This is a genomic window from Echinicola jeungdonensis, from assembly GCF_030409905.1.
GTDB lineage: Bacteria > Bacteroidota > Bacteroidia > Cytophagales > Cyclobacteriaceae > Echinicola > Echinicola jeungdonensis.
Genome location: NZ_JAUFQT010000001.1, coordinates 1112897 through 1125695 on the forward strand (window position 1 = coordinate 1112897; position 12799 = coordinate 1125695).

At 39.7% G+C, this 12799-nt stretch carries 12 protein-coding genes; 7 read left to right on the forward strand and 5 right to left on the reverse strand.

The window, feature by feature from the left end; translation table 11 throughout:
• Positions 1-430: 430 nt before the first annotated feature.
• The 4 genes from QWY93_RS04755 to QWY93_RS04770 all read right to left on the reverse strand — a co-directional run bounded on the left by QWY93_RS04755 (position 431) and on the right by QWY93_RS04770 (position 4036).
• Positions 431-1162, reverse strand: a complete 732-nt coding sequence (locus tag QWY93_RS04755) for a hypothetical protein (protein WP_290247029.1) — start codon at positions 1160-1162, stop codon at positions 431-433.
• Positions 1163-1166: 4 nt separating this feature from the next.
• Entirely contained in the window at positions 1167-1763 is a 597-nt protein-coding gene (locus tag QWY93_RS04760; RefSeq protein ID WP_290247030.1) for a class I SAM-dependent methyltransferase, read from the reverse strand.
• Between the two features lie 88 nt (positions 1764-1851).
• The gene (locus QWY93_RS04765) at positions 1852-2685 is read right to left on the reverse strand and encodes a glycosyltransferase (RefSeq protein WP_290247031.1); all 834 of its coding nucleotides are present in this window, start codon (positions 2683-2685) and stop codon (positions 1852-1854) included.
• A 148-nt stretch (positions 2686-2833) separates the two neighbouring features.
• Positions 2834-4036 (reverse strand): pyridoxal phosphate-dependent aminotransferase, encoded by a 1203-nt coding sequence (locus QWY93_RS04770; RefSeq protein WP_290247032.1) that lies wholly within the window; start codon positions 4034-4036, stop codon positions 2834-2836.
• A gap of 259 nt (positions 4037-4295) precedes the next feature.
• On the opposite strand from QWY93_RS04770, the gene QWY93_RS04775 reads away from it, so the two are divergent.
• Positions 4296-5141, forward strand: coding sequence for a toxin-antitoxin system YwqK family antitoxin (locus QWY93_RS04775; RefSeq protein WP_290247033.1), 846 nt, complete (start codon positions 4296-4298; stop codon positions 5139-5141).
• Between the two features lie 213 nt (positions 5142-5354).
• Here QWY93_RS04775 and QWY93_RS04780 read toward each other — a convergent pair whose 3' ends face one another.
• Entirely contained in the window at positions 5355-5711 is a 357-nt protein-coding gene (locus QWY93_RS04780) for a YraN family protein (RefSeq protein ID WP_290247034.1), read from the reverse strand.
• Positions 5712-5835: 124 nt separating this feature from the next.
• Between QWY93_RS04780 and lipB the strand changes: the two genes are divergently transcribed.
• From lipB to QWY93_RS04810, 6 genes are all read left to right on the forward strand, one after another.
• Positions 5836-6555: a lipoyl(octanoyl) transferase LipB gene (gene lipB / locus QWY93_RS04785; protein ID WP_290247035.1), complete on the forward strand. Its 720-nt coding sequence runs from the start codon at positions 5836-5838 to the stop codon at positions 6553-6555.
• Positions 6556-7214: 659 nt separating this feature from the next.
• Positions 7215-7616 carry a hypothetical protein gene (locus tag QWY93_RS04790; protein WP_290247036.1) on the forward strand — a complete coding sequence of 134 codons (402 nt, stop codon included), beginning with the start codon at positions 7215-7217 and terminating at the stop codon, positions 7614-7616.
• A 6-nt stretch (positions 7617-7622) separates the two neighbouring features.
• Positions 7623-8357: a 3'-5' exonuclease gene (locus tag QWY93_RS04795; protein ID WP_290247037.1), complete on the forward strand. Its 735-nt coding sequence runs from the start codon at positions 7623-7625 to the stop codon at positions 8355-8357.
• A gap of 173 nt (positions 8358-8530) precedes the next feature.
• The gene (gene rnr / locus QWY93_RS04800; protein WP_290247038.1) at positions 8531-10705 is read left to right on the forward strand and encodes a ribonuclease R; all 2175 of its coding nucleotides are present in this window, start codon (positions 8531-8533) and stop codon (positions 10703-10705) included.
• Positions 10692-11684, forward strand: a complete 993-nt coding sequence (locus QWY93_RS04805) for a polyprenyl synthetase family protein (RefSeq protein WP_379945405.1) — start codon at positions 10692-10694, stop codon at positions 11682-11684. Before rnr ends, QWY93_RS04805 begins: the two co-directional genes overlap by 14 nt.
• Positions 11685-11718: 34 nt before the next feature.
• Entirely contained in the window at positions 11719-12348 is a 630-nt protein-coding gene (locus QWY93_RS04810; RefSeq protein ID WP_290247040.1) for a rhomboid family intramembrane serine protease, read from the forward strand.
• Positions 12349-12799 lie beyond the last annotated feature (451 nt).

The window sequence follows — 12799 nt, forward strand, 5'->3', positions numbered from 1 at the left end:
TCGTAAACTTATTTTATAAAAAAAGTTAATTCAACCAATTTTATTTTAAAAGTACCCTGAAAATTTGATAAAAGCGAAATCGCTTATATCTCAAATTATTTTCAGGTAATAATTTCTTCACAAATGAAAAGGGTCTTTTCGAATTAGATTAGGCAAAATTTCTAAAGAAGGGTAAATCCAAAGGGGCAATTTTGAAAAAACACAGATTCCTAATAAAAAACCTGCTAAATCGGTTCGATAAAAAAATTGACTTCGAGGCTTTGTGATGGGAATGAAGGCCGGCATTTCAAATGCTCCTCCCTCTGGCACTCATGGCAAATGAGAGCTGTATGGTATCATAATAGAATGGCACATTCCAAAATGAAATCATTAAGCCACATTGAAAATTAGGCCAAATTGAAAAACCTGTCTTCCTTTTAGAATAAGTGTTCTATACTTTTTCTCTAATCCAATATTTTTTAATCCATTTGGCTGGCCTCACATACCTATAAAATTTTCCCCATCCTCCTTTGATTGCCTTTGGAGGATTAATTTCACCATGAAATATGATTATTCGAGCTCCATGTGGAATTTTCGGCTTTTTCCAAAATGCAAGAGGAAATTTAGAGACACAATCATATTTAAAACTTGGACACCATCTTTCTGGCCAATAGGACAAAATTCCTTTTTCCTTCATTATTGAAGTCAAGTATTCTTGTTCATTTCTATGTTTTTTTCTTATTTCTTCAAAATTCTTTAAAAAGAAATCAAATATTTCATAATGTCTTCCTAATTCAAACCTAAAAACTGAAGAATTTCCTGTTCCACGCCACTTCTTCCTGTAATCTTTTATTATCCTAAATTCACCTTCCAATTGAAAAAATGGATCCATATTATCAACAATAACAACATCTAAGTCAAGAAAAAGAGCTTCACCTTTTAAACCATATAGATCCTTTTTAAAAACAGTTAGCTTTCTCCACATTCTTTCAGGAAGGCCATCAGGTATATTCACCTCGGGAATTGGAAAACAAACCACCTCTTTGCGAATGCCTTCTTTATTATCTGTAAAACAAATTAATTGGAAAGGGAATCTTAAATTGTTTTTTACCATTTCATAAAGCCTATTGACATACTCGGGGCCATAAAGCTCTCCCCATTTCATACAAAAAACATTCTTCATCAACCTAAAATTTAAACATTAATGAGAGTTTTGAATGAAGTTTCCATAGATTCAAATGCCTTTTTACATTAACTAAGTTTTCAAGCGGAATGTCTTTTGAACCTACCCAAAGTCCTCCATATTCTTTCCTATGATCTGTGATAAACTGTCCAAATTTGAAGTGACTCTGATACTGATGATAATGTTCCCTATTACAGTCATGAAAAATAATTATTCCTTTTGGGGCCAATAAATCTTTTGCTTTCCTCAAGCAGGGGACACGAGCCCTTCCATCAATAATTATTAAATCAAATGGTTTATATTTTTCAGGATAGTTGACATAGGTTTCAAATTCTTCGTATGTACCGTCTATTTTCCAGTCTCCTTGATTATTCCACCCTTCAATTTCACTGGGAACATGATGAATTTCAACATATGGCAACAAGTATTTACCCCCTACAGCCTTCGCCCAATCTTTGTCATGTTCCACAGAAATCCAAAGATCCATTGAATGCAATGATGGAAAATATAGAGTACTAAACCCACTTCCCCATTCCAATACTTTATTTGGTTTTTTTGCTTTTATTATTTCTTCAAAAATATCAAGTTCCTTGTTTTTCATCCAAGGCTTTCGTAACAGCCCAAATCGACGGATCAGACTATTCCAATAATCTCTCCGTAATTGATCAATAAGTGAAAATACTAGCATTCTATTTTAAAATTTCTGAAATTCCATTTGAAACTCTTTTTATTTTCTCCTCCTTCACCTGCTTTATATAGGCTCTGTTTTTTTTTATAACTGCATGATCTGCATATCCCCTCGAATGATCTAAATGGATTGAAACTGTTGAAAACCGAATTATTACTGGTTTAATGCCTATATTTATTAGTCTTTGGCCCATTTCCCTATCCTGACCCCCATATTTAAAACTATTATCAAACCCATTTACTTTAATAATATCTTCCTTCCATCCAGAAGAGTTATTACCATTCCAAGTGGCACTTGCTGGAGTTATTTTATTCATGATTTTGGATAACCATCCATTTGAAACTATTTTCAAATCCTTGAGAGATTCTTTCACACCATTTTTATATAACCATTGTATTTTAAAGCACCTTTGAGATAAAATATCCTCTTTTGTAATTAATTTGCTGGTGGTTAATGGGAGTTTATAATATCCTCCTGAAAGAAATTTCCCCTTTGAGCAATGTTTCAAATGGACATCAACAAAATCATTTCTCGGAATACAGTCCCCATCGGTAAAAATCAAATAATTTCCATTAGCAGCTATAACTGCTTTATTCAAAATTCTAGATTTTTGAAAGCCAACATCCTCCTGCCAAACATGTTGGATAGTCATCTTGGTGACTTTTCTCATTTTTTTTATAACTTCTTCTGTTGAGAGGCCAGAGCCATCATCGGCAATAATAATTTCAAAGTCCTTATTAGATTGGGCATAAAAACCCCATAATACTTTCTCTAGCCAAACAGGGTGATTGTAAGTAGAGACAATAATAGAGACAAAAGTAAAATCTTTTCGCATTTATTTTTAAATTCTCAACTTTTAAGAACAAATTAAAGTCCCTTAATTCGTTATCTTTCAGGAAAGATTATTTCACCCTGTTTGACAACAAATAAAAGGCAAACAACTATTTTCATTATGTGTTTGCCTTTTAAATCAAAGATACATTTTACTTCAATTTGGCAACGGTTTCTTTGATCCGCTTCAACGCTTCTCCCAGTTCATCTTCAGAAGCCGCATAAGAAAGCCTTACACAGTTAGGTGAACCAAAGGCAGCTCCGGTCACCAAAGAAACGTGCGCTTCATTCAGGATGTACAAGCAGAAATCATCCGCATTTTCAATTTTGTAAGATCCATTGGACTTACCAAAGAAGGCGGTTACATCTGGGAAGAAATAGAAAGCTCCTTCAGGAACGTGTGTTTTGATGCCAGGAATATCTCTCAATAGGTCCAAAACGATTCCTCTTCTCTTTAAGTAAGCATCCTCCATTTCTTTGGAAGGAGTCTGGTCACCGGTGATGGCTGCCAAGGCAGCTCTTTGAGCAATGCCGGTACCACCTGAGGTAAATTGTCCCTGGATTTTTTCGCAGGCTTTGGCGATGGTTAGGGGAGCACAGATGTACCCTACTCTCCAACCGGTCATGGCATAGCCCTTAGAGAAACCGTTTACGGTGATGGTTCTTTCAAACATTCCATCCAAAGCAGCGATACTGGCATGTTGTCCGGTGAAGTTGATCAATTCATATATTTCATCGGCAACCACAAAGATATCTTTATGCTTTTTAACAACTTCCGCGATAGCTTTTAGCTCTTCTTTGCTAAATACAGATCCGGTAGGATTGCAGGGAGAAGAATAAATTACCGCCTTGGTTTTATCGGTAATAGCTTCCTCTAATTGCTGGGCTGAAGCTTTGAAGTTATTTTCAAGATTACCTTCAATCAATACAGGAACGCCACCTGCCAATTTAATGATCTCGGCATAACTTACCCAGTAGGGAGAGAAAATCACCACTTCATCACCCTCATTCAACAAACACATAAAAATGTTAGCAATGGAATGCTTGGCCCCGGTAGAAAGGACAATATTTTCTGCTTTGGCCTCAGCGATATGGTTAACATCCCTTAATTTCTGGGCCACTGCTTCCCTCAGGTCCTGATAACCAGAAACCGGAGGATAAGAGAAATATTTTCCCTCATCAATGGCGGACTTGGCTGCCTCTTGGATATGCTTAGGAGTCTTAAAGTCCGGCTCTCCCAAACTTAAGCTGATGATGTCAATTCCCTGGCCTTTTAATTCCCGGGCTTTTTTTGCCATAGCCAGCGTTGCTGACTCTTCCATATTGTTAATACGGTCTGATAGAATAGCGCTCATTTTTATAATTGTTTAACTAGGTCTCTATTTTTATTATCACTTTACATCAATTGTCATCATAAAAAATGGAAATCCAAACCAACAAAAGCCTTAAATTCCTTTGCCAATTTTATTCCCCTTATATCTAAATGATATAATAATTGGGCAAAATTAAGGATTATGCTTGTTAATTCTAAACCTTTCCTTTATTTAGAGTACAGAATATTTATCATATTTCGTTGACTATACAAAAAGCTTGTACTTCTCTTTCTTCAAATTCATGAAAACAACGGTTTTTGGCCTATTGATTTTTTTCATTTGTTCTTGGGGAATTGCCCAGGAATCTGACAGCCTGAACAATGCATCAATCGATTCTTCTGGTGTTGTTAAGGATCGCTTGATGCCTACCACTGCCCCTGTACTCTTATTCGATGTTACCAAACAAAAGGAGGAAATAAAGGAAAAGAAGAAAAAGCGAAAAAAGAAAATCTATTTTGGTGAAAAAACCCGGAGAGGGTTTATCCGACAGGATATCAGGGACCAGACCCAATATCAAATTTTCCATTATACCACTAGAGTCAAGGAAGTGGATCCCTATATCCGGGATATATATTGGTACAATGCAGATGACAAAGTAATCCGGGACTCCAACTTTGATCCTGGGAAGGGGTATTTGTTGCACGGGCCCTATGAAAGAAGGATTGATGATTCCGTAATGGAAAAAGGAATGTATTACTTTGGCACCAAACATGGCCGTTGGATGACTTTCGACAGAAAAAACATTCTCCAAAATAAAGCTTATTTTAATGAAGGCTGGCCGGTAGATTCTCGAATCACCTATTATAACCGCCAGGACCAAAAGCTGGAAAAAATCACTCCTATTTCCTATGACCTGAAAGAAGGATATTATTATCATTTTTATGAAAATGGTCAAATAGCCGTCAAAGGCGAATACCATTATGATGAAAAGGTAGGCCTTTGGACTTCCTATTGGAATACCGATGGAGATCCCCTGGTGCGAAAAAGGGAAATCCAATACCAAGCCAAACCCTTCACCAAAAACTTCAAACCCTATATTCGGGCTGAGTGGGATAGGGAGGGGAATTTGATATATAGATATGAGTAATGGGATTTGAGTCCCCTAAATCCCCCTTTAGAGGGACTTTCGGGTAATGGTAGCGATGGGTTTTTCGGCCTCGTGGAACGCGTTATCCTTTCGGCTAAAATAGTGAGTAGTGAAATTACTTAATACTCAATACTAATCCACAGTCTGGAGATTGTGGGGAAAGGTGGTCACAAATTTAAAAACCTGGATCAATCTCAAATCTCACCTCTACTTTCAATAAAACGCATCTTCAAACTGCTTAAACCGGAACACCCCTTTTTTATCCTTGTACACGCCGACAATGTCAAAGCGGATATCTTTCATCCAGTCTTTTGCATGGATATAGTGGTCCGCTGCCCTGATGATCAGTTGCCGCTTGCGGTAATCCACAAATTCTTCGGCATATCCATAACCTGTCCCACTTCTGAATTTTACCTCTACAAAAATCAGCAGGCCTTTATGCTTCATGATCAGGTCAATTTCTGCGTGTTTGTGGCGGTAATTGGCTACTATTAATTCATAACCTTTGGATATCAACCAGTCTGCGGCAAGCTGCTCTGCCTGTTGGCCAATGTCAAATTGCTGTGCCATCGCAAATAATTTATTAATTTTGAAAAAATTAAAGCTAGAAAACATCTCTACAACCCTTTGAAAAAAGTTTGTAGAACCATCGGCCCTAAAATGCTGTTATAGCGATCATTACAAAGTCATTGCTGTGAATCAAATTATCAATAAAAAAGTAAAATTTATAGATCTGGGGAAAAAAGATTACAAAGAGACCTGGGATTACCAGGAAGAACTCTTTGCCCAGACAGTGGCCATCAAAATCGAAAACCGGAAAAATGGCCCTGATCTACAAAAAATCACTCCCAATTACCTGCTTTTTGTGGAGCATCCGCATGTTTATACTTTAGGCAAAAGCGGAGAACTCACCCATCTATTACTCAATGAAGAAGAGTTAAAGAACCGGCAAGCCACCTTTTATAAGATTAACAGAGGAGGAGATATTACCTACCATGGACCGGGCCAACTTGTGGGATATCCACTTTTGGATCTGGACAATTTCTTTACGGATATCCACAAATACCTACGTTTCCTGGAGGAAGCCATTATCCTGACTTTGACTGATTATGGCATTCCAGCTGGCCGTATTGAGGGGCTTACGGGGGTTTGGCTGGATCATGAAGCCCAAAAAAATCCCCGAAAAATCTGTGCGATGGGTGTTAAATCCAGTAGATGGGTCACCATGCATGGTTTTGCTTTTAACGTCAATGCAGACCTTTCCTATTTTGGACATATTGTACCCTGTGGCATTTCGGACAAGGCAGTTACTTCCCTCCATTTGGAATTGGGAAGACCAGTGGATGAAAAAGAAGTCAAAGGCAAAGTGAAAGACCACCTTGCCAGGTTGTTTGATATGGAATGGGAAATTTAAAACGTTAACGCCCACAAAATTAAACCCTTTTTAGAAAATAACCTTATTGGTAAGCATTGCATGAATTATGGAATAAAAAATTGGATATCCCATAAAAAGGATTGTCATGTATTGATTAAGGAGAGCCACCCTTTAGGGGATTAGGGATAGCTTAAAAACTTCTTTTATCTCCCAATTAAATTTAAAAAACATGGGTAACTGGAACTTTAAATGTTAAGTAATAATTTAAAGTTTTCCTTATTTATTAGGGTTTAACACTTTTTCCTTGATGAAAAAGTGTTAAACCCCGAAAGTTTTCGAGGCAAGGCCTGTGAAGCATCTTTCAAATTGGGTCATTTTCAATTTCGATCGCATTTCTGTTTACCCAATTTGATTTTTGGCCAATGGCTGCGGGCTAAAAATGAATGGATCTCGCTCGTCCACTTCGCGAGCTAATTCATTTTTCTACGCCCTCCACTATCGCCCAAAAACCAGATGCTTCAAGGGCCACCCCAAAGATTATTCTCAATAAATTTCGTTTCGGTTCTTTCGTGCTAGAAATCGGATACTCAGAAAAAATGTAGAATACTCACAATCAAGCCTGCCTCGATCCTTTTTATCCGAAGCCCTATAAATCAATTTAAATAAAATTTAAATTTGATCCCCAAATATACACGAACATGAAAAAAGACATCAAATTCCACCCAGCCACCGGTGTCAAGATGGCCATTGCCAAAGAAGAGGTCAATGGGCAAGCCGAATGGAGCGTTTATATCATCAACCTAAACATGATTGAGCTAAAAAATATCCTGATCACTTCCAAGGGATATGGAGCTGTCAATGGTGAACAAAAAAAGACCAGCATATTGAGGCATATGATTGAGGAATTGGGGCCCCAGAGTATAGCCAAAATAGAACCAATTGACCCTAAATTATTCAAACTCAATAATGAATTTTGGGTAAGTTATTATATATTGGATCAAATATTTGATAAAAAATTCGTCTTTGTAGAGGGCAGTATAGATCAAGAGCATATGCAACATATTCCTGAGCTTGGCCTGGAAGGCGTATTACATTCCTAATGGCCTATGGCAGATTTTTTAACGGATTTAAAAAGCATCCTATTTTTGGACATTGAAACCGCCTCCCTTGAGGCCTCCCTGGAAAAGCTTTCCCCCAGACTTCAGGATGAATGGGATAAAAAAGCCAAGCAAATTACCCTGGACAAAAACATAGACACGGATGTTTTATTCTTTGAAAAAGCGGGGATATATGCAGAATTTGGAAAGGTCATCTGCATCGGGGTGGGCTATTTCCTTTACGATCCGGAAAGGGAACAACTCCAGTTCAGAACCAAAACCTTTGCCCAACCCCAGGAGCATGATACCCTTTTGGAATTCAGGGAATTATTGGAAAAGCGGCAATGGACCCTTTGCGCACATAACGGTAAAGAGTTTGACTTTCCCTATCTTTGCAGACGGATGCTGGCCAACCGGATTCCTTTACCGGAAGTCCTGCAAATGGCCGGAAGAAAACCCTGGGAAATCAGGCACCTGGACACCCTTGAGCTTTGGAAATTTGGGGATTACAAGCATTACACCAGACTGGAATTATTGGCAGTCCTTTTTGATATCCCCACTTCCAAGGATGATATCGATGGCAGCCAGGTCAATGCAACCTATTACCAAGAAAAAAATATTGAAAGCATTCGAAAATACTGTATGAAGGATGTAGAAGTCACTGCTAAAATATACCTTGCATTTCAAGGACTGCCTGGAGACATGGACATTAAAATTATTGATTTGGACCATGATTCTCCCTAAAAATGAATATTTTTCCTATATGAGATAAACCCTAAAGGCCTGTTCATTGTATATACATATAGAAAAGCCGTTCCAAAGGAAATGAAAATAAGCCCATCCCCCTGACCCCATTTCACTTCCAATTACAAAATATTGTACAGCTTAAGCTGTGACACCGAAATAAAAGAATTTTTATGAGCAAAAAATCAAGAAATAAACATAGAGAAAATAAGAAGGGAAGTAAGAGGATGAATGCAGCCCAATTGGCTCAAAAAGTCCTCAATTTTTTAGACAATCATTATGGAAAAGAATTTTCCGTCAAACAGATCATTAAAAACCTGGGGATCCGGGATGCCGTCACCAAAGGCGGAGTGGAACCTGTATTATATAAATTGATAGATGCAGGCTCTGTTTCCAAAAATCCCCGAAACCAATTTTCTTCCACCACTACCCCTGATTTTATAGAAGGAAAAGTGGATTATGTCAATCCGCGGTTTGCCTTTATTGTCCCTGACAAAAAAGAAGAAGGGGAAGAGGATATTCTGGTCAAAGCGGCCAACCTAAAAAATGCCCTCGATGATGACCTGGTAAGGGTTATGGTATTCCCGCAAAAAGGTAAAGGAGAAAGACGGGAGGGCAAAGTCCTGGAAATTGTACACCGCCACCGTTCTGAGTTTGTAGGCAGGGTGGAAATATCCCCAAGGTTTGCCTTTGTGGTGCCGGATTTCAAAAAAATGCACCATGATATTTTTATTAAAAAAGGGGACCTTCTTGGAGCTGAACACAATCAAAAGGTAGTTGTCCAGCTTACTGAATGGAGAGACGAAGACAAAAACCCAACTGGCAAAGTCACCAGAGTGCTTGGAGAGGCCGGAGACCATGAGGTGGAAATTCATTCCATCATGGCGGAATTTGGCTTGCCATTCGAATACCCCAAGGAGCCGGAAGAGGAAGCTGAGCTGATTGCCGACAAAATCTCAAAATCGGATATTAAGGGCAGAAAGGATTTCCGGGATATTACAACTTTTACCATTGACCCGGCGGATGCTAAGGACTTTGATGATGCCATTTCATATCAGAAACTACCCAATGGCCGGATTGAATTAGGAGTCCATATTGCGGATGTCACCCATTATGTAAAACCCAAAACCCAGCTGGAGAAGGAAGCTTACCACCGGGCCACTTCTGTTTACCTGGTGGACAGGACCATCCCCATGCTTCCAGAAAGGCTGAGCAACAACCTTTGTTCATTGAGGCCCAATGAGGACAAACTCACTTTCTCGGTCACCTTTGAACTGGATGAAGAAGGAAATATCCATAAGCATTGGATTGGCCGCTCCATTATCCATTCGGACAGAAGATTTGCTTATGAAGAGGCCCAGGAAAATATAGATAAGCAATCCGGGGATTATTATCAGGAGCTTACCCTGCTGAATGACCTGGCCAAAAAAATCCGGAAAAGAAGATTCCTCCATGGGGCCATCAACTTTGAAACCGTAGAGGTAAAATTCAAGCTGGATGAAAAAGGGACACCGCTGGGGTTGATTGTCAAAGAGCGGAAAGACATTCACAAGATGATTGAGGAGTTTATGCTTTTGGCCAACCGGACGGTAGCTGAATTTGTGTTTAACAAAAACAAGGGCAAGGATACTTTTGTTTACCGGGTCCATAATCATCCGGATTTAGAAAAATTGACTACATTTGCCAACTTCGCCAAGAAATTTGGGCACCAGGTCAAAATTTCCGAAGAAACCCAGGTATCCCATACGCTTAACAAGTTGATGGAGGAAATAGAAGGGAAGCCAGAGCAAAATGTCCTGGAACAGTTGGCCATCCGGAGCATGGCCAAAGCCATTTATTCTACGGAGCCCAAAGGCCATTTTGGATTGGCATTTGCCCATTACAGCCATTTCACCTCCCCTATCCGGAGATATCCTGATATGATGGTGCATCGGCTGTTGCAGCATTACCTGGATGGAGGAAAATCACCTGAGCAAGAGCACTGGGAGGATAAATGTGTTCATTCTTCGGAAAGGGAAAAGAATGCCGCTGATGCCGAAAGGGCTTCCATCAAATACAAACAGGTGGAATATATGACCCTGGCAGAGGACAAAGCTTACAAAGGGCTTATTTCCGGGGTGACCGAATGGGGAATATTTGTAGAAATCACCGAGACCAAATGTGAAGGCATGGTCAGACTTCAGGATATGAAGGACGATTATTACGAATTTGACGAAAAAAACATGAGGCTGATAGGTGCCAAGAACAAAAAAATGATCACCCTGGGTGACAAAGTAACCGTTAGGGTGGTCAACACCGATATTGACCGAAGAACCATAGATCTGGAATTTGCCGATGACAATGACTAAGACGGATAATACCACAGCAATTTTTCAAAGCCTGGAAAAACATATCCAGGGTATCAATTATGGGACTTCTCCCAAAGAGCTCTATGATCCCATTTCCTATATCATGAATTTGGGAGGCAAAAGGATAAGGCCTTTATTGACCCTTTTGGCCTATGGGCTATACCGGGAAGATTATGAGAAAGCATTGACCCCGGCAAGTGCGGTAGAAGTCTTTCATAATTTCACCTTGATGCATGATGATATTATGGATGAGGCCCCATTGAGAAGGGGTAAAACCACGGTCCATGAAAGATGGAATACCAATACGGCCATTTTATCCGGAGATGTGATGCTGGTAAAAGCCTATGATCTTTTGCTGGATGTCCCCGGGGATAAACTGGCCCAATGTCTTCAGCTTTTCAATCAAACCGCTTTGGACGTTTGTGAAGGCCAGCAGCAGGATATGAATTTTGAAACCCGGGAGGCTGTCCAGGAGGTAGAATACCTGGAAATGATCCGGAAAAAAACCGCCATTTTACTGGGCTTTTCCCTGCAATTTGGGGCGATACTGGGAGGTGCATCCCAGGAAGATGCCCAAAGGCTTTTTAATTTTGGAGAAAGCATTGGCATTGGTTTTCAGCTTAAAGATGACCTGCTGGATGTCTATGCCGATCAAAATAAATTTGGCAAGCAGGTCGGCGGTGACATTATTTCCAACAAAAAGACCTTCCTATTGATCAAAGCCAGAGAACTGGCAACAGGAGAGGATAAGGAAAAACTGGAAGAATGGTTGGAGGCCAGGGACTTTGATAAAGAAGAAAAAGTAAATGCTGTCACTGAAATTTATGATAAGCTGAACATCCAAGCCATCACCGAAGAAAAGATGACTTCCTTCTTTGACCATGGATTTGCCCAACTTAATGAGCTGGAGGTCAAAAACCAGGACAATTTATTGGCCTTAAAGGCCCTAGCTGAAGATTTGATCAACCGGGAAAAATAATTTCCCGGTCTAACCTTTAGATGACAATCCCAATATGGAATTATCTGCCACGGTAGTCCTAATAATTATTACTTGTATAAGTTCTTACTACGCCTGGAAATCACCGGCTTTTTTGGAAAGGAGCCTGTTTTCTCCCTACCAAATTCATAAAAAAGGGGAATATGGACGGTTTATCCTTTCCGGGTTTATTCACAGGGACAGCATCCACCTGCTGTTCAATATGTTCACCTTTTACTTTTTCGGGGGACTTGTCGAACAGTTTCTCACTTATCGACTTGGGATAATTCCCGGCATTGCTGTCTTTGTAACCTTTTACCTGGCAGCCATTGTGGTAGCCGACATCCCCACATTTATCAAGCATAAGGAAAATTACCATTACAATGCCCTGGGGGCCTCTGGCGGTGTTGCTGCAGCCGTATTTGCCAGCATTATCTTAATGCCCTTGGCAGACATCTGCCTTTTTGGCCTGATCTGTCTTCCGGGTTTTGTGCTGGGCTTTCTATTTTTGATCTATTCCATATATAAAAGCAAACAGGAAACCGATGGCATCAACCATGATGCCCACTTGTATGGTGCCCTATTTGGCATTGTATTTATCCTGATCCTCTCCCCCAGCAGCGCCATTCACTTTATCGACCAGATCAAGGATTTTAGGTTGTTTTAGTTGCTCGTTTTCCTCATCGCTTTATCCGGTAAGGGATACTTGGGTTGGTTTTAGAGATTCCTGTCTTTCGTTTAATTGATTAACCGATTAATTGGTTAATTGAATCCTTCTAAAAAGCATCAAAGTAAACTCGAAACCGAAATTGTCTGTGACCCTGTAAGGGTCAAATATAATTAACCCCGGGTAGAGGCTTTTTAGCCGTCACCCGGGGAATAAATGCCGTATAGAAAGTTGCATTAGCAGCCAGGCAGTATCCAAAGACTACCCTTTTCCGCTAATGCCTTTGCCTATTAATAGTGAGTTCCTCAATATGAGACTGCCACCGTTGTCCTTCGTCCTCCCTCGCAGTGACGGTTAGCGAATAGAACTGTTGGTTTCCCAAATTTTGTATAATGGATTAACTGTTTAATTGGTTAACTGAAAACCGGGATTCGGGATTTGATAATAGTAA